The 22,340-nt window shown below is 72.0% G+C and carries 22 protein-coding genes; 13 read left to right on the top strand and 9 right to left on the bottom strand.

The window, feature by feature from the left end; genetic code table 11:
* Positions 1-168: 168 nt before the first annotated feature.
* Positions 169-846, top strand: coding sequence for a hypothetical protein (locus IGS69_RS22130; RefSeq protein ID WP_232543611.1), 678 nt, complete (start codon positions 169-171; stop codon positions 844-846).
* 36 nt (positions 847-882) lie between these two features.
* Here IGS69_RS22130 and IGS69_RS22125 read toward each other — a convergent pair whose 3' ends face one another.
* The gene (locus IGS69_RS22125) at positions 883-1,989 is read right to left on the bottom strand and encodes an adenylate/guanylate cyclase domain-containing protein (protein ID WP_190902276.1); all 1,107 of its coding nucleotides are present in this window, start codon (positions 1,987-1,989) and stop codon (positions 883-885) included.
* 243 nt (positions 1,990-2,232) lie between these two features.
* Entirely contained in the window at positions 2,233-3,099 is an 867-nt protein-coding gene (locus tag IGS69_RS22120; protein ID WP_190902275.1) for a biotin--[acetyl-CoA-carboxylase] ligase, read from the bottom strand.
* A gap of 109 nt (positions 3,100-3,208) precedes the next feature.
* Between IGS69_RS22120 and IGS69_RS22115 the strand changes: the two genes are divergently transcribed.
* From IGS69_RS22115 to IGS69_RS22105, 4 genes are all read left to right on the top strand, one after another.
* The gene (locus IGS69_RS22115; protein ID WP_190902274.1) at positions 3,209-4,813 is read left to right on the top strand and encodes an acyl-CoA carboxylase subunit beta; all 1,605 of its coding nucleotides are present in this window, start codon (positions 3,209-3,211) and stop codon (positions 4,811-4,813) included.
* Positions 4,814-4,838: 25 nt separating this feature from the next.
* A complete protein-coding gene (locus tag IGS69_RS22110; RefSeq protein WP_190902273.1) occupies positions 4,839-5,048 on the top strand; it encodes an acyl-CoA carboxylase epsilon subunit in 210 nt (69 codons plus the stop codon).
* A 75-nt stretch (positions 5,049-5,123) separates the two neighbouring features.
* Positions 5,124-5,252: a morphogenic membrane protein MmpB gene (gene mmpB / locus IGS69_RS34980; RefSeq protein WP_086025112.1), complete on the top strand. Its 129-nt coding sequence runs from the start codon at positions 5,124-5,126 to the stop codon at positions 5,250-5,252.
* A 32-nt stretch (positions 5,253-5,284) separates the two neighbouring features.
* Positions 5,285-5,905 carry a Maf family protein gene (locus IGS69_RS22105; protein ID WP_190902272.1) on the top strand — a complete coding sequence of 207 codons (621 nt, stop codon included), beginning with the start codon at positions 5,285-5,287 and terminating at the stop codon, positions 5,903-5,905.
* Here IGS69_RS22105 and IGS69_RS22100 read toward each other — a convergent pair.
* Complete coding sequence (locus IGS69_RS22100; RefSeq protein WP_190902271.1) at positions 5,874-6,350, bottom strand: hypothetical protein; 477 nt, start codon at positions 6,348-6,350, stop codon at positions 5,874-5,876. The two genes, IGS69_RS22105 and IGS69_RS22100, sit on opposite strands and share 32 nt — an antisense overlap.
* A gap of 336 nt (positions 6,351-6,686) precedes the next feature.
* Between IGS69_RS22100 and IGS69_RS22095 the strand changes: the two genes are divergently transcribed.
* Positions 6,687-8,462 carry an acetyl/propionyl/methylcrotonyl-CoA carboxylase subunit alpha gene (locus IGS69_RS22095; RefSeq protein ID WP_190902270.1) on the top strand — a complete coding sequence of 592 codons (1,776 nt, stop codon included), beginning with the start codon at positions 6,687-6,689 and terminating at the stop codon, positions 8,460-8,462.
* A gap of 548 nt (positions 8,463-9,010) precedes the next feature.
* On the opposite strand, the gene IGS69_RS22090 is transcribed toward IGS69_RS22095, so the two are convergent.
* A complete protein-coding gene (locus IGS69_RS22090) occupies positions 9,011-9,997 on the bottom strand; it encodes a DeoR/GlpR family DNA-binding transcription regulator (protein ID WP_190902269.1) in 987 nt (328 codons plus the stop codon).
* A 165-nt stretch (positions 9,998-10,162) separates the two neighbouring features.
* Positions 10,163-11,611: an NAD(P)H-quinone dehydrogenase gene (locus IGS69_RS22085; RefSeq protein ID WP_190902268.1), complete on the bottom strand. Its 1,449-nt coding sequence runs from the start codon at positions 11,609-11,611 to the stop codon at positions 10,163-10,165.
* A gap of 96 nt (positions 11,612-11,707) precedes the next feature.
* Here IGS69_RS22085 and IGS69_RS22080 point away from each other — a divergent pair, with 96 nt between their 5' ends.
* The 3 genes from IGS69_RS22080 (at position 11,708) to IGS69_RS22070 (ending at position 15,092) form a co-directional block, all read left to right on the top strand.
* The gene (locus IGS69_RS22080) at positions 11,708-12,145 is read left to right on the top strand and encodes a gamma-glutamylcyclotransferase (protein WP_031110319.1); all 438 of its coding nucleotides are present in this window, start codon (positions 11,708-11,710) and stop codon (positions 12,143-12,145) included.
* Positions 12,146-12,252: 107 nt separating this feature from the next.
* Positions 12,253-13,077, top strand: a complete 825-nt coding sequence (locus IGS69_RS22075) for a purine-nucleoside phosphorylase (RefSeq protein WP_031110318.1) — start codon at positions 12,253-12,255, stop codon at positions 13,075-13,077.
* Positions 13,078-13,430: 353 nt separating this feature from the next.
* Complete coding sequence (locus IGS69_RS22070) at positions 13,431-15,092, top strand: phospho-sugar mutase (protein ID WP_190902267.1); 1,662 nt, start codon at positions 13,431-13,433, stop codon at positions 15,090-15,092.
* A 68-nt stretch (positions 15,093-15,160) separates the two neighbouring features.
* On the opposite strand, the gene IGS69_RS22065 is transcribed toward IGS69_RS22070, so the two are convergent.
* Together IGS69_RS22065 and IGS69_RS22060 are read right to left on the bottom strand one after the other, a co-directional pair.
* Complete coding sequence (locus tag IGS69_RS22065) at positions 15,161-15,520, bottom strand: DUF6204 family protein (protein ID WP_190902266.1); 360 nt, start codon at positions 15,518-15,520, stop codon at positions 15,161-15,163.
* A 114-nt stretch (positions 15,521-15,634) separates the two neighbouring features.
* Entirely contained in the window at positions 15,635-16,351 is a 717-nt protein-coding gene (locus IGS69_RS22060) for a PH domain-containing protein (protein ID WP_190902265.1), read from the bottom strand.
* Positions 16,352-16,602: 251 nt separating this feature from the next.
* On the opposite strand from IGS69_RS22060, the gene deoC reads away from it, so the two are divergent.
* From deoC to IGS69_RS22045, 3 genes are read left to right on the top strand one after another with little or no spacing between them, the layout of a single operon-like run.
* Positions 16,603-17,565 (top strand): deoxyribose-phosphate aldolase, encoded by a 963-nt coding sequence (deoC, locus tag IGS69_RS22055; protein ID WP_190902264.1) that lies wholly within the window; start codon positions 16,603-16,605, stop codon positions 17,563-17,565.
* 21 nt (positions 17,566-17,586) lie between these two features.
* Positions 17,587-19,023 (top strand): aldehyde dehydrogenase family protein, encoded by a 1,437-nt coding sequence (locus IGS69_RS22050; protein WP_190902263.1) that lies wholly within the window; start codon positions 17,587-17,589, stop codon positions 19,021-19,023.
* Positions 19,016-19,915, top strand: a complete 900-nt coding sequence (locus IGS69_RS22045) for an aldehyde dehydrogenase family protein (RefSeq protein WP_190902262.1) — start codon at positions 19,016-19,018, stop codon at positions 19,913-19,915. Before IGS69_RS22050 ends, IGS69_RS22045 begins: the two co-directional genes overlap by 8 nt.
* 67 nt (positions 19,916-19,982) lie before the next feature.
* Here the strand turns inward: IGS69_RS22045 and IGS69_RS22040 are convergent, their stop codons facing one another.
* Positions 19,983-20,390 (bottom strand): hypothetical protein, encoded by a 408-nt coding sequence (locus IGS69_RS22040; protein ID WP_190902261.1) that lies wholly within the window; start codon positions 20,388-20,390, stop codon positions 19,983-19,985.
* A 57-nt stretch (positions 20,391-20,447) separates the two neighbouring features.
* On the opposite strand from IGS69_RS22040, the gene IGS69_RS22035 reads away from it, so the two are divergent.
* Entirely contained in the window at positions 20,448-21,152 is a 705-nt protein-coding gene (locus IGS69_RS22035; protein WP_190902260.1) for a uridine kinase family protein, read from the top strand.
* 224 nt (positions 21,153-21,376) lie between these two features.
* Here the strand turns inward: IGS69_RS22035 and IGS69_RS22030 are convergent, their stop codons facing one another.
* Positions 21,377-22,204 (bottom strand): SigE family RNA polymerase sigma factor, encoded by an 828-nt coding sequence (locus IGS69_RS22030; protein WP_190902259.1) that lies wholly within the window; start codon positions 22,202-22,204, stop codon positions 21,377-21,379.
* Positions 22,205-22,340 lie beyond the last annotated feature (136 nt).

Here is a 22,340-nt window from a genome sequence, read left to right as displayed (position 1 = left end):
CGAAAGGGCCGTCGGGTCCGGTTCCCTTTGCCACCCCCCGCCCACCCGTTCGAGTGACATCACCCCAACTCCGACCCAACCGCCCATGGGAGCGCATAGCGTGCGTCCCCCACGGCGCACAGGGGGCGCAAGTGCAACGGGGAGGGACCGATCCGGGGAAGGACCGTGATGACGACGAACACGACGGCGAAGCCGCCAGAGGACAGCAGGGCCGCCACGGCACCCCTCCGGTGTGAGCCGCCCGCAGCCCACCGGCCGGCCCCCGCCGAGGCCGCTCCCTTCCCTCCCCGCGTCCGGGGCCGCCACCGCAAGCCCCGCCCCCGCAAGGTCCTGCTTGCCGCCGGCGGCCTCGTCCTCGCCGCGGGGGCCCTGAGCCTGGTGCGCCTGACCTCCGGCCCGGGCGCCGACGCCGGCACCGTCGAGGCCGGGCCCCGCCCGGACCCGGTCACCACCGCCACGGACGACGCCACCCAGACCGCCGCGACCTTCCCGGCGGTTCCCGACGCGAGTCCCTCGTCACCCACGGCCCTGGGCACGCTGCCCGCCTCCCCGGTCTCCAAGGGCGCGCGGCCGTCCCCGTCCGCCACCGCCGCAGCCCCGGCCACCGCCACGGCCGCCGGTCCGACGTCCACGACCATCCCCGACACGCCGAACGCCCCCGCCCCGGCGCCGACGGCCTCGAGGGGCGGCGACGCCCCGCGCCCCGCCCCGACCCCGCCCGCACCGCCGAGCCGCACCACACCGGCGCCGCCGCCCCGCCCCGAGGAGCCGAAGAAGCCACACGACCCGGGCCTGTGCGTGCCGGTCATAGGCCTGTGCGTGGACACGCCGGTCGGCCGCCGCTGAACGTCGCCGACCAGCCGGCCGGCAACCGGCGAGCGGCTACGGCGCCCCGTCCCGGCGCGTGAGCAGCCACGGCTCCACGACGCCCAGGCCACGCACCGGCCGCTGCCACATCGGCTGCAGCCCGAAGCGGTACGCCGGGGGCTCCTCGCCCTCCTTCTCCGCCGCGGCGGCCTCCTCGGCCGCCTCCGCCTCCGAGGCCGGGGCGTCCTGCGTGCGGATCAGCTCCTCGGCGAAGGCGGTGTCGACGAGGACCGCGTCCTTCGGAGCTATCGAGGTCAACCGGGAGGCCAGGTTGACGGTCGTACCGAACACATCACCCATTCGGGTGGTCACCGTGCCGAACGCCATGCCGACGCGCAGCTCCGGCATCGTCTCGTCGTGCGCCATGGTCTCGATCAGCCGCAGGGCGATCTCGGCGGCCGTGCCCGCGTCGTCGGCGGCGTAGAGCACCTCGTCGCCGAGGGTCTTGATCAGCCGCCCGCCGTTCGCCGCCACCAGGTCGGCGGCCGTCGTCTCGAAGGCCTCGACGAGCTCGCCGAGCTCCTCCTCCTCCATGCGGCGGGTCAGGCGCGTGAAGCCGACCAGGTCGGCGAAGCCCACGGCGAGGCGCCGGTCGACCATCTCCTCGTCGTCGGCCGCCTGCACGACCCGCCCGGCCGAGGCGGCGAGCTGCCGGCGCCAGACGTAGACGAGGAACTCCTCCAGCTCGGGCAGGAGCAGCTCGACGATCGGGTACGTGACCTCGGTGCGGGTCATGCCCGGCTCGGGCGGCTCGGTCAGCCCCTCCAGGAAGGAGTCGATCTGCCACTCGGCGAGCCGCGCGGTGGTCTGCCCCGTGGACCGGGCCACCTGGACGGCCATCGCCTCGCTCAGCAGCCCCGCCTCGACGAGACCGGCGAGCCGCCGCAGCGCGAGGACGTCGGCCTCCGTGAGGGCCTTGGCCTGGCCGATGTCGGCGAAGCCCATGGCCCGCCAGAAGCGGGAGGCCAGTTCCATGGAGACACCGGCGCTGCGGGCCGCCTGAAACGGGGTGTAGCGGCGCTCGGCGCCCAGGATGAGCCCTTCGAGGCGCAGGGCGAGCGGATCCTCGCCGGAGTCGGCGCCCTGCGCGTCCTCGCCGGAACCCGAGTCGTCGACGGTCACGCGTGTTGCCCTTCCGATCTGTCACGGTCATGTATCGACCGGCCTCAACTCTACGGCAGTGTGCGCCAGCTCACTCCGTCAGGTTCAGCCGAGGGGTGAGGTGCCCGGCGTTTGCCCGGTGCTCGGCGTTGGTGCCGGGGCCCTCCGGGGGCTGCCGCCCCCAGACCCCCGCTCCGGCCTGAACGGCCTCGTCCTCAATCGCCGGACGGGCTGCAAACACCTGGCCCACGCCCAAGGCTCAGCTCACGCCGGCCTCAGGTGCACGATGTCCCCGGCACCGACCGGCTCCTGCATCCCCTCCTCCGTCGCCAGCACCAGCCGCCCGTCTCCGTCCACAGCCACCGCTTCCCCCACGAGCGCCCGGTCTCCCGGCAGCTCCGCCCGCACCACCCGCCCGAGCGTCGCGCACCCGGCCGCATACGCCTCCTGCAACCCGCTCGGCCCCGGGTCTCCCCCGGCCTCGCGCCACTTGCCGTACCACTCCTCCAGCGAGCGCAGCACCCCCCGCAGCAGCGGATCCCGGTCCGTGCTCACCGCCCCGGCCAGCCCCAGCGACCCCGCCGTCGGCACGGGCAGCTCGTCGTCCTTCAGGGAGACGTTGATGCCGACCCCGATGACGACCCCGTCGCCGCCGGCCCGCTCGGCCAGGATCCCGCCGGCCTTGCGTTCCGCTCCCCCGACCGTGACCAGCAGATCGTTCGGCCACTTCAGGGCCGTGTCCACGCCCGCCGCCCGCGACAGGCCCGTCGCCACCGCGACCCCCGTGAGCAGCGGCAGCCAGCCCCACCGCGCCACCGGCACCTCGCTCGGCGTGAGCAGGACGGAGAAGAACAGGCCGGAGCGCGGCGGCGCCGTCCACTGGCGGTCGAGCCGGCCGCGGCCCGCCGTCTGTGCCTCGGCGACCAGCACCGCGCCCTCGGTCACCTCGCCCTTGGCCGCCCGGGCCACCAGATCGGAGTTCGTGGAGCCGGTGCGCTGCACCACGTCCACCTCCGACCACAGCCCTCCCGGCCGTACCAGACCCCGGCGCAGGGCGGTGACGTTGAGGGGCGGGCGGTCCAGATCCGACCACCGGCTCCCGTTCGGCTCTGATGCATCTCGCGGCGTCATGCAAGCCACCCTAGGTGTGGCAAACGCCGCACTGCCGATGTGGAGGCACCCCACTACTCTACGGATGAGTAACCGTCCCCCTTTTGAGCAGGCAGGGAGCCGCATCCCGATGTCCGAGCCGGAAGAGCAGCAGCAGCCCGACATTCACACGACCGCGGGCAAGCTCGCGGATCTGGAGCGACGCATCGAGGAAGCGACACATGCCGGCTCCGCTCGTGCTGTCGAGAAGCAGCACGCCAAGGGCAAACTGACGGCCCGTGAGCGGATCGAGCTCCTGCTCGACGAGGGTTCCTTCGTCGAGCTCGACGAGTTCGCCCGGCACCGCTCCACCAACTTCGGCCTCGACAAGAACCGCCCGTACGGCGACGGGGTCGTCACCGGGTACGGCACCGTCGACGGCCGCCCGGTCGCCGTGTTCTCGCAGGACTTCACCGTCTTCGGCGGGGCCCTCGGAGAGGTCTACGGCCAGAAGATCGTCAAGGTCATGGACTTCGCCCTGAAGACCGGCTGCCCGGTCATCGGGATCAACGACTCCGGTGGCGCCCGCATCCAGGAGGGTGTGGCGTCGCTCGGGGCCTACGGCGAGATCTTCCGCCGCAACACCCACGCCTCCGGTGTCATCCCGCAGATCAGCCTGGTCGTCGGGCCGTGCGCGGGCGGCGCGGTCTACTCCCCGGCCATCACCGACTTCACGGTCATGGTCGACCAGACCTCGCACATGTTCATCACCGGGCCCGACGTCATCAAGACCGTCACCGGCGAGGACGTCGGCTTCGAGGAGCTGGGCGGCGCCCGGACCCACAACGCGACCTCCGGAGTCGCCCACCACATGGCGGGCGACGAGAAGGACGCCATCGAGTACATCAAGCAGTTGCTGTCGTACCTGCCGTCCAACAACCTCTCCGAGGCGCCGGCCTTCCCGGAGGAGGCCGACCTCGAGGTCAGCGACGAGGACCGCGAGCTGGACGTGATCGTGCCGGACAGCGCGAACCAGCCGTACGACATGCACGCGGTGATCGAGCACGTCCTGGACGACGCCGAGTTCTTCGAGACGCAGCCGCTGTACGCGCCGAACATCGTCACCGGCTTCGGCCGGGTCGAGGGCCACCCGGTCGGCATCGTCGCCAACCAGCCGATGCAGTTCGCCGGGTGCCTGGACATCAAGGCCAGCGAGAAGGCCGCCCGTTTCGTGCGGACCTGCGACGCCTTCAACGTCCCCGTCATCACGTTCGTCGACGTGCCCGGCTTCCTGCCCGGCGTCGACCAGGAGCACGACGGCATCATCCGCCGCGGCGCCAAGCTGATCTACGCCTACGCCGAGGCGACCGTCCCGCTCATCACGATCATCACCCGCAAGGCCTTCGGCGGCGCCTACGACGTCATGGGCTCCAAGCACCTGGGCGCCGACCTCAACCTGGCCTGGCCCACCGCCCAGATCGCCGTCATGGGCGCCCAGGGCGCGGTCAACATCCTGCACCGCCGCACCATCGCGGAGGCCGAGGCCAACGGCGAGGATCTGGAGGCGGTCCGGGCGCGGCTGATCCAGGAGTACGAGGACGCCCTCCTCAACCCCTACGTCGCGGCCGAGCGCGGTTACGTCGACGCCGTGATCCGGCCGTCGCAGACCCGCCGGCACGTCGTACGGGGTCTGCGTCAACTGCGTACGAAGCGGGAATCCCTGCCTCCGAAGAAGCACGGCAACATCCCCCTCTAGCCCGCAGCGAGCCCAGGAGGCCCACATGACGATCAAGGTCGTACGGGGCAACCCGACCCCGGAGGAGCTGGCCGCCGCCCTGGCGGTGGTCAGGGCCCGCGCCGTGGCGGCGGCAGCCGCCCCGCCCGGCGCGCCGACGTCCCGCGATTCCTGGTCCGACCCGTCCCGCATCGCGGCCCACCGCCTGCCCCAGCCGGGGCCGGCGGCGTGGGGCCGGACCTACTGGCCGGGGTGATGCGTGGGGGTGGGCCCGGCAAGTTGAGTACGCGTACTCAGGCGCCGGCCCACCCCCCGTCCGACCATGGAAGGCATGCTGTGGTCCGACCCCGAGAACGAGCCGCCCGAAGAACTGCGTGACATGCAGGACATGCTGCGGCGGCTGAGCGTTCTCCTGGCCCTGGCCATGGTGCTCGTGATGATCGTGATCGGCGTCAGGTGAACCGGCCCCGCCGGGGTGACTAACCTGACCGCATGACTGCTCAGCGCCGCAGGCGACTCGTCCTCGCCTCCCAGTCCCCCGCCCGGCTCGGACTGCTCCGTCAGGCCGGTCTCACCCCCGAGGTGATCGTGAGCGGCGTCGACGAGGACGCCGTCACCGCCCCCACACCCGCCGAGCTGGCGCTCGCCCTGGCCGAGGCGAAGGCCTCCGTCGTGGCGGCCCGCCCGGAGGCCAAGGGCGCGCTCGTGATCGGCTGCGACTCGGTGCTGGACCTGGACGGCCGGGCTCTCGGCAAGCCCGCGGACGCCGAGGAGGCCACCGCCCGCTGGAAGTCGATGCGCGGCCGGGCCGGCACCCTGCAGACCGGCCACTGCGTCTACGACACGCTCGCCAGCCGCTACGTCTCCGCCACCGCCTCGACGGTCGTCCACTTCGGCGAGCCCACCGACGAGGAGATCGCCGCCTACGTCGCCTCCGGCGAACCCCTCTACGTCGCCGGGGCGTTCACCCTGGACGGCCGCTCGGCCCCGTTCATCGACGGCATCGACGGCGACCACGGCAACGTGATCGGCATCAGCCTGCCGCTCCTGCGCCGGCTCCTCGCCAAACTGGGCGTGGGCATCACGGAGTTGTGGGCGCCGGTGGAGAAGTGACCGGGGACCCGTCGCCGCCCTTGCCGCCCTCGGGCGCGGCGTCGGCGGGCTCGGCCGGACGGTCGTACGTCATCAGCAGCAGCACGATCAGCGCGAGGACCAGCACCATGAACAGGAACGCGGTCCAGCCGACGAGGCCCCAGGTGAACGCGCCCAGCAGCCCGTGCACGACGGCCGCGCTGATCAGCAGCACCCGTCCGAAGCCCGCCGCGGGCCGGTCCCGCAGCGCCACCAGCAGGGCGACCAGGCCGCACAGGGCGAAGTAGAGACCGAAGACGATCCCGCCGATCTTCGAGGACACCGACATCATGTGCGGGTCCAGCCCGGCCAGTGACATGTCCTGCCGGTCGACGACCATCCCCAGGAACCAGTTCAGCGCCGCGATGCCGAACGCCTCCGCGAACAGCACCACCGCCACGACCCACGCCACCGGCCTGCGTATCACCGGGCCCACCCTCTTCCCTTGAAGACATCGCGAACGCTACTAACCGGTAAACCGGGGGACAAGGGTCCGGCGGCGGGCAAAGAATCATTGGGCCATTCGTAGGGACTCGACAAAGAAACCGAGTGGCCCGCAGCACGTGATGACAGAGACCTTGACCACAGGAGAGGGCTAGGGTTTCCCGCAGGAGTACTGCGTACCGCGGTGCGACAAGGGATTTCGCCGGTCGAGCGGGCCTCGCATCACGCTCCGTGTGGGCAAGCTCACCACTGGGGACGGGTCGAAGTGTCGTGTCGGCTGTCCCTAAACTCGGCTTGTTTCAAGGAGGGAGCCTCAATCGTGCGCAAGGTGCTCATCGCCAACCGTGGCGAAATCGCTGTCCGCGTGGCCCGGGCCTGCCGGGATGCCGGTATCGCGAGCGTGGCCGTCTACGCCGACCCGGATCGGGACGCTCTGCATGTCCGCGCCGCGGATGAGGCGTTCGCCCTGGGCGGTGACACGCCGGGCACCAGCTACCTCGACATCGAGAAGGTGCTGGGCGCCGCCCGCGAGTCGGGCGCGGACGCCATCCACCCGGGCTACGGCTTCCTCTCCGAGAACGCCGAGTTCGCGCAGGCGGTCCTGGACGCGGGCCTGATCTGGATCGGCCCGCCGCCGCAGGCGATCCGCGACCTCGGTGACAAGGTCGCCGCCCGGCACATCGCGCAGCGCGCGGGTGCCCCGCTGGTGGCCGGTACGCCCGACCCGGTGTCCGGTGCCGACGAGGTCGTGGCCTTCGCCGAGGAGCACGGCCTGCCGATCGCGATCAAGGCCGCCTTCGGTGGTGGCGGTCGCGGTCTGAAGGTCGCCCGCACCCTCGAAGAGGTGCCGGAGCTGTACGACTCGGCGGTCCGTGAGGCCGTCGCCGCGTTCGGCCGGGGCGAGTGCTTCGTCGAGCGCTACCTGGACAAGCCGCGGCACGTGGAGACCCAGTGCCTGGCCGACCAGCACGGCAACGTGGTCGTCGTCTCCACCCGTGACTGCTCGCTGCAGCGCCGCCACCAGAAGCTGGTGGAGGAGGCCCCGGCCCCCTTCCTGTCCGACGCGCAGGTGGCGGAGCTGTACTCCGCCTCCAAGGCGATCCTGAAGGAGGCCGGCTACGTCGGCGCCGGCACGGTCGAGTTCCTCGTGGGCCTCGACGGCACGATCTCCTTCCTGGAGGTCAACACCCGCCTCCAGGTGGAGCACCCGGTCACCGAGGAGGTCGCCGGCATCGACCTCGTGCGGGAGATGTTCCGCATCGCCGACGGCGAGGAGCTCGGCTACGGCGACCCGGAGCTGCGCGGCCACTCCTTCGAGTTCCGCATCAACGGCGAGGACCCGGGCCGCAACTTCCTGCCCGCGCCGGGCACCGTCACCACCTTCGCCCCGCCGTCCGGCCCGGGCGTCCGCCTGGACGCGGGCGTCGAGTCCGGCTCGGTCATCGGCCCGGCGTGGGACTCCCTGCTGGCGAAGCTGATCGTCACCGGCCGCACGCGCAAGGAGGCCCTGCAGCGGGCCGCCCGTGCGCTGGAGGAGTTCCAGGTCGAGGGCATGGCCACGGCGATCCCGTTCCACCGTGCGGTGGTGAAGGACCCGGCGTTCGCGCCCGAGCTGACAGACTCGTCGGACCCGTTCACAGTGCACACCCGCTGGATCGAGACGGAGTTCGTCAACGAGATCAAGCCGTTCGCCGCGCCGGCGGACGGCGCGGACGCGGACGAGGAGCCGGGCCGCGAGACGGTCGTCGTCGAGGTCGGCGGCAAGCGTCTCGAGGTCTCCCTGCCGTCGTCGCTGGGCATGTCGCTGGCTCGTACGGGCCTCGCGGCGGGCGCCAAGCCGAAGCGCCGCGCGGCGAAGAAGTCGGGGCCCGTCGCCTCCGGCGACACCCTCGCGTCCCCGATGCAGGGCACCATCGTCAAGGTGGCCGTCGAGGAGGGCCAGGAGGTCAAGGAGGGCGATCTGATCGTCGTCCTGGAGGCCATGAAGATGGAGCAGCCCCTCAACGCGCACCGGTCGGGCACGATCAAGGGGCTGAGCGCGGAGATCGGGGCGTCGGTGACGTCGGGCGCGGCGATCTGCGAGATCAAGGACTGACCGCCCCTGGGCGGACGGACCCTTTCGGCGCGGCCCCGGGCTTGGGGGCCGCGCCGACTGCGTGGAGGAACGCGTACGGCGCGGCGCCGACTGGGTGAGGGACGTCCACGGCTCGGTCCTGGGTCGGGGCCGCGCCGGGGGGTATCCGTCCTCGGAACGGCGCGATGGGGTGCCACACCGACTGACTGTCCGTTGACGCGCCAACCGCTGCGGGCGGACACCCCCCGACACGACCCCTTACGTCGTCCGGCGGCTGCGGGAGCGTCGTGGCACGCCAGGCGCCGCGCAGGTCCAGGGCTGGGGGCACGTCTCGCTTCGCGCGCCGCGGGGAGGCGAGGTCGACGCCCGTTCCGCCGCCGCTGCGGGCATGCGTGCCGCTAGGGGCGGCACCCGTCCCAAGGAGAGCGGCACCCCGCTACGCCGGGCTGCGGACCCACCTGGCCTCGGCACAGATGCAGCAGGACCTCGCTATGCCGGGTTGCGGACCCACCCGGCCTCAGCACCAGCGCCGGGTGCCAGCAAGCGGACGGGCTCAGCCAGCACCGACGTCATCGCCGCCGTAGATCAGCCACCCGCGCCCGCTCGGACCCGGGCCCCTGCTCTCCCAGCATCGAGGCGGAGGCGGACCTCAACTGCCCACCAGCCCCCGGCACCTGCCGCCGAGGCCCGGGCAACGGCACGTCCCGGCGCTGCTGGCGTGCCGGGACGGCATCACCCCCCGGGCCCCCCGCCCCCGCTCCGGCAGAACTCCCCTGCCCCCCGGCGACAGCGATCTGCACACCCTGGTCGGCAAGCGCCTGGAGCTCCGTGGCGGCACGGTCGTCATGCGCCGGCGGCTCGTCCGTGACGAGGCGCGTGATGAGATCCGTCGGCACGGTCTGGAACATGGTGTCGGTGCCGAGTTTCGTGTGGTCGGCGAGGACCACGACCTCCGCGGCCGCCTGCACCAACGCCCGGTCGACGGACGCCGACAGCATGTTGGACGTGGACAGCCCGCGCTCGGCGGTCAGCCCGCTCCCGGACAGGAACGCCCGGGACACCCGCAGCCCGTGCAGGGACTGCTCGGCCCCGCTGCCCACCAGGGCGTAGTTGGAACCGCGCAGCGTACCGCCGGTCATCACGACCTCGACCCGGTTGGCGTGGGCCAGGGCCTGCGCCACCAGCAGCGAGTTGGTGACGACGGTCAGGCCGGGCACCCGGGCGAGCCGGCGGGCCAGCTCCTGGGTCGTCGTACCCGCCCCGACCACGATCGCCTCCCCCTCTTCCACGAAGTTCGCGGCGAGGTCGGCGATGGCGGTCTTCTCGGCGGTCGCGAGATGAGACTTCTGCGGAAAGCCGGACTCCCGCGTGAAACCGCCCGGCAGTACCGCACCGCCGTGCCGGCGGTCGAGGAGTCCTTCTGCCTCCAGCGCGCGCACGTCCCGCCGTACGGTCACTTCGGAGGTCTGGACGACGCGGGCGAGCTCACGGAGCGACACGGCCCCGTTCGCTCGCACCATTTCGAGGATCAATTGGCGACGTTCTGCAGCGAACACGAAACTGACAGTAACGCCAGCGACCGTCTGCTTTCAGCAGTTTGCGCTGAATAGCAGAAGATGTTCGCACCGGGCAGCGGGAAGTGGTATAGGGCTTAGTCCCGCCGCCTATGCCGTACGAATGGTCGAACACTCCCCGTGACCAGGGAGGAGTCGGTTCCGGCCTCAGCCGTCGCCGTTCTCCTTGCGGGTGTGCAACTGGCGTGCCACCTCGGCGATCGAGCCCGAAAGCGAGGGGTAGACGGTGAACGCGTTCGCGATCTGTTCGACTGTCAGATTGTTGTCGACCGCGATCGAGATGGGGTGGATCAGTTCCGAGGCGCGCGGTGAGACGACGACACCGCCCACCACGATGCCCGTGCCCGGCCGGCTGAAGATCTTGACGAAGCCGTCGCGGATGCCCTGCATCTTCGCGCGCGGGTTGCGCAGCAGAGGCAGCTTCACGACCCGGGCGTCGATCTTCCCGCCGTCGACGTCGGCCTGGGTGTAGCCGACGGTGGCGATCTCCGGGTCGGTGAAGACGTTCGACGAGACCGTCTTGAGGTTCAGCGGGGCCACGGCGTCGCCCAGGAAGTGGTACATGGCGATGCGGCCCTGCATGGCGGCCACGGAGGCCAGGGCGAACACGCCGGTCACGTCACCGGCGGCGTACACGCCCGGAGCGGTCGTGCGCGAGACCCTGTCGGTCCAGATGTGGCCGGACTCGCGCAGCCGGACGCCGGCGTCCTCCAGGCCCATGCCCGCGCTGTTGGGCACGGCACCGACGGCCATGAGGCAGTGCGAGCCGGTGATGACCCGCCCGTCGGCGAGGGTGACCTCGACCCGGTCCCCGACCCGCTTGGCGGACTGGGCCCGGGAACGCCCCATGACGTTCATGCCGCGCCGCCGGAAGACGTCCTCCAGCACGGCGGCCGCGTCCGGGTCCTCACCCGGCAGCACCCGGTCGCGCGACGACACGAGCGTCACCCGCGACCCGAGCGCCTGGTAGGCACCGGCGAACTCGGCACCGGTCACACCGGATCCGACCACGATGAGCTCCTCGGGCAGCTCGTCGAGGTCGTACACCTGCGTCCAGTTCAGGATCCGCTCACCGTCGGGCAGGGCGTCGGGCAGCTCACGGGGGTGCCCGCCGGTGGCGATGAGCACGGCGTCAGCCGTGAGCGTCTCCTCGCTCCCGTCGGCGGTGCGCACCACGACCTTGCGCGACCCGTCGAGCGCCTGCATGCCCTCAAGCCGCCCGCGCCCGCGCATGACACGCGCCCCGGCACGCGTCACGGCGGCGGTGATGTCGTGCGACTGGGCGAGCGCGAGCCGCTTCACACGCCGGTTGACCTTGCCCAGGTCGACACCCACGACCCGGGCGGTCTGCTCCATGGGAGGGGTGTCGTCGGCGACGATGATCCCCAGCTCCTCGTAGGAGGAGTCGAAGGTGGTCATCACCTCGGCCGTAGCGATCAGGGTCTTCGACGGCACGCAGTCGGTGAGCACCGACGCCCCGCCCAGACCGTCGCAGTCGACGACGGTCACCTCCGCGCCGAGTTGAGCGGCCACCAGGGCCGCTTCGTATCCGCCGGGTCCGCCACCGATGATCACGATCCGAGTCACGTACTCCATTGTCCCGCACCGCCCGGCGTGCCACCGCCCCGGGGCCCCGCCGGTGCGCCTGTTGTTACGACAGTGACGCCGGGGCCGCTGCCGTACCCTTCCCCCATGTCGCTCTACGCCGCGTACGCCGGCAACCTCGACGCGCGGCTGATGTCCCGCCGCGCCCCGCACTCGCCGCTGCGCGCCACCGGCTGGCTGAACGGATGGCGACTGACCTTCGGCGGCGAGCACATGGGCTGGGAGGGCGCTCTGCCGACCATCGTGGAGGACCCGCTCTCCCAGGTCTTCGTCTCCCTCTACGACATCGCCCCGATGGACGAGGAGTCCCTCGACCGCTGGGAGGGCGTGGGCCTCGACATCTACCGTCGTACCCGCGTACGGGTCCACACCCTGGACGGTGAGGAATCCGCCTGGGCCTTCGCCCTGAACGCCTACGAGGGCGGCCTGCCCTCCGCCCGCTACCTGGGCGAGATCGCCGACGCGGCCGAGTCGGCCGGCGCTCCGCACGACTACGTGATGGAGCTCCGCAAGCGCCCCTGCTGAGGGCGGCCCGCGCGACACTCCCTCGTCGGAAACGACAACACAACGATCGCCACCCCGTGAGCTCCGCCATCTACGCGCGTAGGCAAACAGCGGCTACCCTCATCGGCGTGAACGCATCTCTTCTTCCGGACGACATCCAGGGCGACCCCCACGCCGCCGCCGACGCCGCCGCGGCCCGCCTGCGCGAACTGACCGGCGCCGAGACCCACGACGTCGCCCTCGTGATGGGCTCCGGCTGGGCCCCGGCCGTGGACGCGCTGGGCGCCCCCGAGGCCGAGTTCCAGGTCACCGAGCTCCCCGGGTTCCCGCCCCCGGCGGTGGAGGGCCACGGCGGCAAGATCCGCTCGTACCGGATCGGCAACAAGCGCGCCCTGGTCTTCCTGGGCCGTACGCACTACTACGAGGGCCGGGGGGTGGCCGCGGTAGCCCACGGCGTCCGCACCGCCGTCTCGGCCGGCTGCAAGACGGTCGTCCTCACCAACGGCTGCGGCGGCCTGCGCGAGGGCATGCGCCCCGGCCAGCCGGTCCTCATCAGCGACCACATCAACCTCACCGCCACCTCCCCCATCATCGGCGCGAACTTCGTCGACCTCACCGACCTGTACTCCCCGCGCCTGCGGGCCCTGTGCAAGGAGGTCGACGCCACGCTGGAGGAGGGCGTCTACGCCCAGTTCCCCGGCCCGCACTACGAGACCCCGGCCGAGATCCGTATGGCCCGGGTCATCGGTGCGGACCTGGTGGGCATGTCGACGGTCCTCGAGGCGATCGCCGCGCGCGAGGCGGGCGCCGAGGTCCTGGGCATCTCCCTCGTCACCAACCTCGCCGCGGGCATGACGGGCGAGCCCCTGAACCACGAGGAGGTCCTCCAGGCCGGCCGCGACTCCGCGACCCGCATGGGCTCCCTGCTCGCGCAGGTCCTGGGTCGTCTCTGAGCGATTCGCGGCTGCGGGCCCGTGGTGGCCGGTCGCGCAGTTCCCCGCGCCCCCAGGGGCGCACAGCCATGGGGACGCGCCCGCACCCGCCGTCGTACGCAAGGGGCCGTGTCGGGGGGTGTCCGCCCGCAGCGGTTGGCGCGTCGACAGGGGGTTAGTCGGTATCCGACCCCATCGCGCCGTTCCGAGGACGGACACCCCCCGGCGCGGCCCCGACCCACCCCCGGCGCCAGGCGAAGAACGCGCACCCCACCCCGCCGCAGGCGAACCGCACGGCAGGCACACCCCGCCGCAGGCAAACCGCACCTCAGGCACACCGCACGTCACCACACCGGAGAGGCTGACCCCACACCGTGCACGACGAACTCATCGCACAGGCCCAGGCGTGGCTCACCGAGGACCCCGACCCGGACACCCGCACCGAACTCGCCCGTCTCATCGAGGCCGGGGACCACACCGAACTGGCCGCCCGCTTCAGCGGCACCCTCCAGTTCGGCACCGCCGGCCTCCGCGGCGAACTCGGCGCCGGCCCCATGCGCATGAACCGCTCGGTCGTCATCCGCGCGGCGGCCGGCGTCGCCGCGTACCTGAAGAAACAGGGCCACGACGACGGCCTCGTCGTCATCGGCTACGACGCCCGCCACAAGTCCCACGACTTCGCCCAGGACACCGCCGCCGTCATGACCGGCGCCGGCCTGCGCGCGGCCGTCCTCCCCCGCCCCCTACCGACCCCCGTGCTCGCCTTCGCGATAAGGCACCTCGGCGCGGTCGCCGGCGTGGAGGTCACGGCCAGCCACAACCCGCCCCGCGACAACGGCTACAAGGTCTACCTCGGCGACGGCTCCCAGATCGTCCCCCCGGCGGACGCCGACATCGCGGCGGAGATCGCCGCCGTCCCGTCCCTCACCACCGTCCCGCGCCCCACCGAGGGCTGGGACACCCTCGACGACAGCGTCCTGGACGCCTACCTGGCCCGCACGGACGCCGTCCTCTCCGAGGGCTCCCCCCGCACGGCCCGCACGGTCTACACGGCGATGCACGGCGTCGGCAAGGACGTACTCCTCGCCGCCTTCGCCCGCGCCGGCTTCCCGGCACCCGTCCTCGTCGCGGAGCAGGCCGACCCCGACCCGGAGTTCCCGACCGTCGCGTTCCCCAACCCGGAGGAGCCCGGCGCGATGGACCTGGCCTTCGCTACGGCACGCGCGCTCTCCGGCGAAGCCGCCCCGGACCTGATCATCGCCAACGACCCGGACGCGGACCGCTGCGCGGTCGCCGTACAGGACGCACCCGAGGGCACCGACGGCACCGACTGGCGCATGCTGCGCGGCGACGAGGTCGGCGCCCTGCTCGCCGCCCACCTGGTCCGCCGCGGAGCGACCGGCACCTTCGCGGAGTCGATCGTCTCGTCGTCCCTCCTCGGCCGCATCGCCGAGAAGGCGGGCCTCCCGCACGTCGAGACCCTCACCGGCTTCAAGTGGATCGCCCGCGTCGAGGGCCTGCGCTACGGCTACGAGGAGGCCCTCGGCTACTGCGTGGACCCCGAGGGCGTGCGCGACAAGGACGGCATCACGGCCGCGCTGCTTATCACGGAACTGGCCTCCCAGCTCAAGGAGGAGGGCCGCACCCTCCTCGACCTGCTGGACGACCTGGCGGTCGAGCACGGCCTGCACGCGACGGACCAGCTGTCGGTCCGGGTCGAGGAGCTCTCCCTCATCGCCGCCGCGATGCGGCGCCTGCGTGAACAGCCCCCGACGGAGCTGGCCGGCCTGCCGATCACCCGCACGGACGATCTCACCAAGGGCACGGCCGACCTCCCGCCCACGGACGGTCTGCGCTACACCCTCGACGGCGCCCGGGTGATCGTCCGCCCGAGCGGCACGGAGCCGAAGCTGAAGTGCTACCTGGAGGTCGTGATCCCGGTCGGGGAGCACAAGGATCTCCCGGCGGCCCGCGCGAAGGCGACGGCGCTGCTGGAGTCGATCAAGCGCGACCTGTCGTCAGCGGCGGGCATCTGAGGGCCGAGCCCCCGCACCACCGCCGCTCGCTTCTCTCCCCCGCCGATCCCGGCCACCCCGCCGAGGACTCAGAAACCCTTCCGGGCGGCCTCCCGCCGCTGCCGCTTGCCGAGAGGCGCCTGGGAGAGGTCCTCGGCGGTGGAGCGGAGGTTCTTGTAGCCGTACCCGCGCTGCTCCAGCCATGCCCGCGCCGCCTCCTCGGCCCGCTCGGTCGCCCACAGGATGTCCTCCTCGGCCTCCCCGGAGTCGAGGAAGCGGAACGTGAAGGCGGGCCGCACGGCCACGTCGTACGTCAGGCTCCCCTCGGGCGTGAACGCGGCGCGCAGCACGTCGTGCTCGGCGGCCCGCTCCAGCAGCCCGGCCCGCTGCTCGGCGCTCAGCCCGTCGAAGACGCCCCGGACGGTGACACGGAAGGTACGGGTACTCATGCCCCGAACCTAGGCGCGGGCGGCGAACGCACTCCACCGGTTTTCGGCGACGCCCCGACGCCGGAAAGGGCACCCAGCCCACACCCCACACCGGCACGACCGGCCGCCGAACCGTCAGCCCATCACCACGAGGATCAGCAACAGCACCGCCCCCGCCAGCGCCGGCGCCAGCACCTCGTAGGCCCACCGCACGGTGACCTCACCCCGCGCCGACTCCACGTCGTGCCGCGCCTCGTGCAGCCCGCGCAGATCGTCCATGATCCGGTCGGTCTCGGCCCGCGCGGGCCCCTCGGAGACGGAGCCCCTGCCGAGGCCACCGCCGAGGCCCCCGTCCAGACCGGCCCGCATCCCGAGTGCGCTGCCACGGCCCTCGTCCCGCCCCATCTCCCGCCGCGCCTGCGCCGTCGCCCGCATCTCCCGCCGCGCGGCCTTCTTGCGGGCGCGCAGCGACACGGGTACGGCCCACAGCTGGTACTTCGCACCGGACTCGGTGAGGACCTCGTTCGAGTAGGCGGAGCGCAGCGACGCGACCTGCCCCCAGGGCACGACGACGATGCGGAAGGGGTTGCGGATCCGCAACCGGTCGTCGCCGGCGTACACGGCGGGCCGGAGCGTGAAGGCGATGACGAGCGGTACGACGAGGAGCAGTACGGCGAGCGCCAGCCACGGTGTGCGCCCCTCCCCCGAGACGATCGCGTCGATTCCGAGCCACCCGGTGATGGCGAGCAGCAGCACGCCACCGGCGATGGCCGGGGCCGACCGGTGGACCCGGTCCTTGGACTCGGGCTCCGAAGGCTGCGGCGCCGGGGACTGGGGTTCGGGGCTCGTCATGTCTCGATTCTGCCGGACCCGCCCCGCCCCGTACCTCCGCCCCCTCCGACCCAGCCCCCTGCCCTCTCCCCAAGGCCACCCCAGCCCTCCGACCCAGCCCTCCGCCCCCTCCCCAAGGCCACCCCGACCCTCCGCCCCACCCCGAAGACCACCCCCGCCCCCAGGCACCCCCTCGAGCCGCTCGGAACCCCGTTGAAGAGAACCGGGGGCTGTACAGCCGCTACGCGCGTAGATATGCTCGTCTGGTGACCATGCCCAGTTCTGCACTCACCGCAGCTCACCCCCTCAAGGACGTCGCCTCGTCCGACAGCGCGCTGCGCCGCTTCCTCCACGGGCTCCCCGGCGTCGACGCGGTCGGGCTCGAGGGCCGTGCGGCCTCCCTCGGCACCCGTTCGATCAAGACGACCGCGAAGGCGTACGCCATCGATCTCGCGATCTCGATGGTCGACCTGACGACGCTGGAAGGCGCGGACACCCCGGGCAAGGTCCGGGCGCTCGGCGCGAAGGCGGTCAAGCCCGACCCGACGGACCGTACGACGCCCGCCACCGCGGCGGTCTGCGTCTACCCCGACATGGTGGCCGTGGCCAAGGAGGCCGTCGCCGGCTCCGGCGTGAAGGTCGCCTCGGTGGCCACGGCGTTCCCGGCCGGCCGCGCCGCGCTCGACGTCAAGCTGGCCGACGTGCGAGACGCCGTCGCCGCCGGTGCCGACGAGATCGACATGGTCATCGACCGCGGGGCGTTCCTCTCGGGTCGATACTTGAAGGTGTACGACGAGATCACCGCCGTGAAGGAGGCCTGCGGGACCTCCGCGCGCCTGAAGGTCATCTTCGAGACGGGCGAGCTCTCGACGTACGACAACATCCGCCGCGCGAGCTGGCTCGGGATGCTGGCGGGCGCGGACTTCATCAAGACCTCCACCGGCAAGGTCGCGGTGAACGCCACCCCGGCGAACACCCTCCTCATGCTGGAGGCCGTCCGCGACTTCCGCGCCCAGACCGGCATCCAGGTCGGTGTGAAGCCGGCCGGCGGAATCCGCACCTCCAAGGACGCCATCAAGTTCCTCGTGCTGGTCAACGAGACCGCGGGCGAGGACTGGCTGGACAACCACTGGTTCCGCTTCGGCGCCTCGTCGCTGCTGAACGACCTGCTGATGCAGCGCCAGAAGCTGGCCACCGGCCGCTACTCCGGCCCCGACTACGTGACGGTGGACTGAGACCCCATGACCATGGAAAACGTGTCTTCGGTATTCGAATACGCCCCGGCCCCCGAGTCGCGCGCGATCGCCGACATCGCGCCCTCGTACGGCCTGTTCATCGACGGCGAGTTCGTCGAGGCGGCGGACGGCAAGGTCTTCAAGACCGTCTCCCCGTCCACCGAGGAGGTCCTCTCCGAGATCGCGCAGGCCGGTTCCGAGGACGTCGACCGCGCGGTGAAGGCCGCGCGCCGGGCCTTCGAGAAGTGGTCGGCGCTCCCGGGCGCGGAGCGCGCGAAGTACCTCTTCCGCATCGCCCGCATCATCCAGGAGCGCTCCCGCGAGCTCGCCGTCCTGGAGACCCTCGACAACGGCAAGCCGATCAAGGAGACGCGCGACGCCGACCTGCCCCTGGTCGCCGCGCACTTCTTCTACTACGCGGGCTGGGCCGACAAGCTCGACCACGCGGGCTACGGGGCGAACCCGAGGCCGCTGGGCGTGGCGGGCCAGGTCATCCCCTGGAACTTCCCCCTGCTGATGCTGGCGTGGAAGATCGCCCCGGCCCTCGCGACCGGCAACACGGTCGTCCTGAAGCCGGCCGAGACCACCCCCCTCTCGGCGCTGTTCTTCGCGGACATCTGCCGCCAGGCGGGCCTGCCCAAGGGCGTCGTCAACATCCTCCCGGGCTACGGCGACGCCGGCGCGGCGCTGATCGCCCACCCCGACGTGAACAAGGTCGCCTTCACCGGCTCCACGGCCGTCGGCAAGGAGATCGCCCGCACGGTCGCCGGAACCAAGAAGAAGGTCACGCTGGAACTGGGCGGCAAGGGCGCGAACATCGTCTTCGACGACGCCCCGATCGACCAGGCCGTCGAGGGCATCGTCAACGGCATCTTCTTCAACCAGGGCCAGGTCTGCTGCGCGGGCAGCCGCCTGCTGGTGCAGGAGTCGATCCAGGAGGAGCTCCTGGAGTCCCTGAAGCGCCGTCTGTCCACGCTGCGCCTCGGCGACCCGCTGGACAAGAACACGGACATCGGCGCGATCAACTCCGAGGAGCAGCTCACCCGCATCACCTCGCTCGTCGAGCAGGGTGAGGCGGAGGGCGCCGAGCGCTGGTCGCCGGCGTGCGAGCTGCCGGAGAGCGGCTACTGGTTCGCCCCGACGCTGTTCACGAACGTCACCCAGGCGCACCGGATCGCCCGCGACGAGATCTTCGGCCCGGTGCTGTCGGTGCTGACCTTCCGCACTCCGGACGAGGCGGTCGCGAAGGCCAACAACACGCCGTACGGCCTGTCCGCCGGTATCTGGACGGAGAAGGGCTCCCGCATCCTGGCGGTCGCGAACAAGCTCCGCGCGGGTGTCGTCTGGTCCAACACGTTCAACAAGTTCGACCCGACGTCGCCGTTCGGCGGTTACAAGGAGTCGGGCTTCGGCCGCGAGGGCGGCCGTCACGGCCTGGAGGCGTACCTCGATGTCTGAGAAGTCCGAGCAGCAGCGTCTGTCTGTCTTCAAGACCTACAAGCTGTACGTCGGCGGGAAGTTCCCGCGTTCCGAGAGCGGCCGGGTGTACGAGGTGAGCGACTCGAAGGGCAAGTGGCTGGCGAACGCGCCCCTGTCGTCCCGCAAGGACGCCCGTGACGCGGTCGTGGCGGCGCGCAAGGCGTTCGGCGGCTGGTCGGGCGCCACGGCGTACAACCGCGGTCAGGTCCTCTACCGTGTCGCCGAGATGCTGGAGGGCCGCCGCGACCAGTTCACCCGTGAGGTGGCCGACGCCGAGGGCCTGTCGAAGTCCAAGGCGGCCGCGGTCGTGGACGCCACGATCGACCGCTGGGTCTGGTACGCGGGGTGGACGGACAAGATCGCCCAGGTGGTCGGCGGCGGCAACCCGGTCGCGGGCCCGTTCTTCAACCTGTCCTCCCCCGAACCGACCGGCGTGGTCGCCGTCCTGGCGCCGCAGGAGTCGTCGTTCCTGGGCCTGGTCTCGGTGCTCGCCCCGGTGATCGCGACGGGCAACACGGCGATCGTGGTGGCGAGCGAGAACGCCCCGCTGCCCGCCCTGTCCCTGGCCGAGGTCCTGGCCACCTCGGACCTGCCCGGCGGCGTCGTCAACGTCCTGTCGGGCCGTACGGCCGAGATCGCGGCCCCGCTGGCCGCCCACCAGGACGTCAACGCGATCGACCTGGCGGGGGCCGACGAGGTTCTCGCGAAGGAACTGGAGATCGCCGCGGCCGACAACCTCAAGCGGGTTCTCCGTCCACAGCCTGTGGATTACGCGGAGACCCCCGGCATCGACCGCATGACGGCGTTCCTGGAGACGAAGACGGTCTGGCACCCCACGGGGTCACTGGGCGCGTCGGGTTCCTCGTACTAGCTAGCCCCCCACAGCCGAAGCCCCGGCCCTCCTCCGTCCGGGAGGACCGGGGCTTCTCCGCGTGCGCCTACTGCTGCGACAGCAGCCCGGCCGCCTGCCCCACCACCGGGATGCTCCCGATCGACTGCGCCTGCGCCACCGGACCCGTCAGTGCTTGGGACGTCATCGGCTTGAAGTCGGCGAGGCCGGTGCCGACGCCGTTGTCGAGCGGGTCGACTCCGGTGCCGGCGAGCGGGTTGGGCTTGAGGCCGGCGACCGGGCCGGTGACGTAGCCGAGGGTGCCGGTCGCGGCCTGGAGGCCGGACTGGGGGTCGATCTTGCCGAGGGAGGTGGGGCGGGAGTTCACCACGCCCAGCAGCGACTCGGTGTCCGCCGCGGCCGACGCGGTGCCCGCCCCCAGCGCCACGCCCGCGGTCGCGAGGACGGCCAGGGCACGCTGGGCGGCCGGCTTCTTGGGAGAGTCGTGTCGGGCCATTGACTGCCACCTTCTGCTGCACTGGGTAATCGTGTCGGGACCGAGGGTAGTTGAGGTGTGACGCGCGCATCAAAGACGACCCGCGGGGTCGTACGGCCCCCGGTGGATGCCTCACACTGGTGTCCCGTGAGTTCTCCTCTGCCCATATCGACGCGAGTCGTGCTGCTCTGCGGCCCTTCCGGCTCCGGCAAGTCCCTCCTCGCGGCCCGCTCCGGTCTCCCGGTGCTCCGGCTCGACGACTTCTACAAGGAGGCCGGCGACCCGACGCTGCCGCTCGTGGCGGAGAGCTCCGACATCGACTGGGACCACCCCGACTCGTGGGACGCGGACACCGCCGTCGCCGCGATCGCCAGGCTGTGCCGCACGGGCCGTACGGACGTTCCCCTCTACGACATCTCCCTCAGCGCCCGCACCGGCGTGGAGACGGTCGACATCGGGCGGTCCCCGCTGTTCATCGCGGAAGGCGTCTTCGCCGCGGAGATCGTCACGCGCTGCCGCGAACTCGGTGTCCTCGCCGACGCGCTGTGCCTGAGTCGCGGCCCGGTGAGGACCTTCCGCCGACGGTTCCTGCGGGATCTGAGGGAGGGCCGCAAGTCGGTGCCGTTCCTGCTGCGCCGCGGCTGGCGCCTGATGCGGCAGGAGCGCACGATCGTCGCCCGCCAGACGGCGCTGGGCGCGTACGCCTGCGACCGCGACGAGGCGATGGGCCGCCTGGCGGCAGCTGCGGCCGGCCGGTGCGCGAGCCTGCGTACGGCGGCCTAGCCGGCCGGGGCACGGCCGGGGCACAGAGGAAAGCGGGACTGGACGGACCCCCCGGCCCTCCAGTCCCGCTCCTGTGCTCCCCCGTGGTCCTCCCCCGAGTCCCCCGCTCTTCCTGCGGAGACACCCCCCAGCGTCCCCGCAGTCCCCCACTCTCCTGCCAGGACGCCCCCCAGCGTCCCGCAGTTCCCCCGTGGGGCCCCCTTTGTGGTGCTTCCCCCCGACCTTCAGGCCACAAGCTCGCCGAAGGCGTCCTCCTCGTCACGGCCGAAGCTGAGGACCTCGTCCTCGCGCAGCCGGCGGAGCGACCGCCAGATGCTGGACTTCACCGTGCCGACACTGATGTCGAGGATCTCCGCGATCTCCGGGTCCGTGCGGCCCTCGTAGTAGCGCAGGACCAGCATGGTGCGCTGGAGTTCGGGCAGCCGGGCCAGCGCCTGCCACAGGACCGCGCGCAGCTCGGTGCCGCGCATCGCGTCCGTGTCGCCGGGCGTCTCCGGCAGTTCCTCGGTCGGGTACTCGTTGAGCTTGCGGCGCCGCCAGGCGCTGATGTGCAGGTTGGTCATGGTGCGGCGGAGGTACCCGCCGACTGCGGCCTTGTCACTGATCCGGTCCCACGCCCGGTAGGTCGAGAACAGCGCGCTCTGCAGCAGGTCCTCGGCCTCGAAGCGGTCACCGGTGAGGTGGTAGGCGGTCGCGTACAGGGAGGCGCGGCGCTCCTGGACGTAGGCGGTAAACGCCGCTTCGGCGTCTACGGTCTCCGTCAGCGAACGGCGCTCCCCCGAGCCCTCCCGGTACGCTGCTCCCCCGACGGTGCCCGTGGCGGCTGCCGCCGCGGACCCCTTGTTGATCTCCCCCGTGGGTGCGTCAACCACCGTCATGAACGCGGTGTGCTGACGCCCAGTGCCGCGAGCGCACCCCCGCCCTCCCCCGAGCTCTCGGCTGCGCTCGAGCAGGGACGTACCCCCATCCGCACCGGACTTCTCGGAAACCCTGTGCACGTCGTGCAGACGCGTGACAACCGCGCTGGTGCTGATGCCGTGCAGCGTGTTCATCTCGCGCCCCCCGTCGTGGACTTCCGTTGTGCGGCCCGCCGGTTGGGGCGGGCTTTCCTGCCTGTGCCGAAAAGCTTGCCGCGGCACTTTCATGGCCGTGTCCGCCGACTGTCACAGACCTGTCACAGGGGCCGGC

The sequence above is a fragment of the Streptomyces tuirus genome (genome assembly GCF_014701095.1).
GTDB lineage: Bacteria > Actinomycetota > Actinomycetes > Streptomycetales > Streptomycetaceae > Streptomyces > Streptomyces tuirus.
The sequence above is the reverse complement of the archived record's forward strand: the minus strand, read 5'-3'. Positions and strand labels throughout refer to the sequence as shown.

Coding starts and splice junctions, on each gene's coding strand:
- IGS69_RS22060 (WP_190902265.1), bottom strand. CDS start 16,351: ATGACGAGCCCCGAACCCCAGTCCCCGGCGCCGCAGCCTTCGGAGCCC.
- IGS69_RS22030 (WP_190902259.1), bottom strand. CDS start 22,204: ATGAACACGCTGCACGGCATCAGCACCAGCGCGGTTGTCACGCGTCTG.
- IGS69_RS22085 (WP_190902268.1), bottom strand. CDS start 11,611: ATGGAGTACGTGACTCGGATCGTGATCATCGGTGGCGGACCCGGCGGA.
- IGS69_RS22045 (WP_190902262.1), top strand. CDS start 19,016: ATGTCTGAGAAGTCCGAGCAGCAGCGTCTGTCTGTCTTCAAGACCTAC.
- IGS69_RS22110 (WP_190902273.1), top strand. CDS start 4,839: ATGACGATCAAGGTCGTACGGGGCAACCCGACCCCGGAGGAGCTGGCC.
- IGS69_RS22065 (WP_190902266.1), bottom strand. CDS start 15,520: ATGAGTACCCGTACCTTCCGTGTCACCGTCCGGGGCGTCTTCGACGGG.
- IGS69_RS22105 (WP_190902272.1), top strand. CDS start 5,285: ATGACTGCTCAGCGCCGCAGGCGACTCGTCCTCGCCTCCCAGTCCCCC.
- IGS69_RS22115 (WP_190902274.1), top strand. CDS start 3,209: ATGTCCGAGCCGGAAGAGCAGCAGCAGCCCGACATTCACACGACCGCG.
- IGS69_RS22040 (WP_190902261.1), bottom strand. CDS start 20,390: ATGGCCCGACACGACTCTCCCAAGAAGCCGGCCGCCCAGCGTGCCCTG.
- deoC (WP_190902264.1), top strand. CDS start 16,603: ATGCCCAGTTCTGCACTCACCGCAGCTCACCCCCTCAAGGACGTCGCC.
- IGS69_RS22080 (WP_031110319.1), top strand. CDS start 11,708: ATGTCGCTCTACGCCGCGTACGCCGGCAACCTCGACGCGCGGCTGATG.
- IGS69_RS22130 (WP_232543611.1), top strand. CDS start 169: ATGACGACGAACACGACGGCGAAGCCGCCAGAGGACAGCAGGGCCGCC.
- IGS69_RS22120 (WP_190902275.1), bottom strand. CDS start 3,099: ATGACGCCGCGAGATGCATCAGAGCCGAACGGGAGCCGGTGGTCGGAT.
- mmpB (WP_086025112.1), top strand. CDS start 5,124: ATGCTGTGGTCCGACCCCGAGAACGAGCCGCCCGAAGAACTGCGTGAC.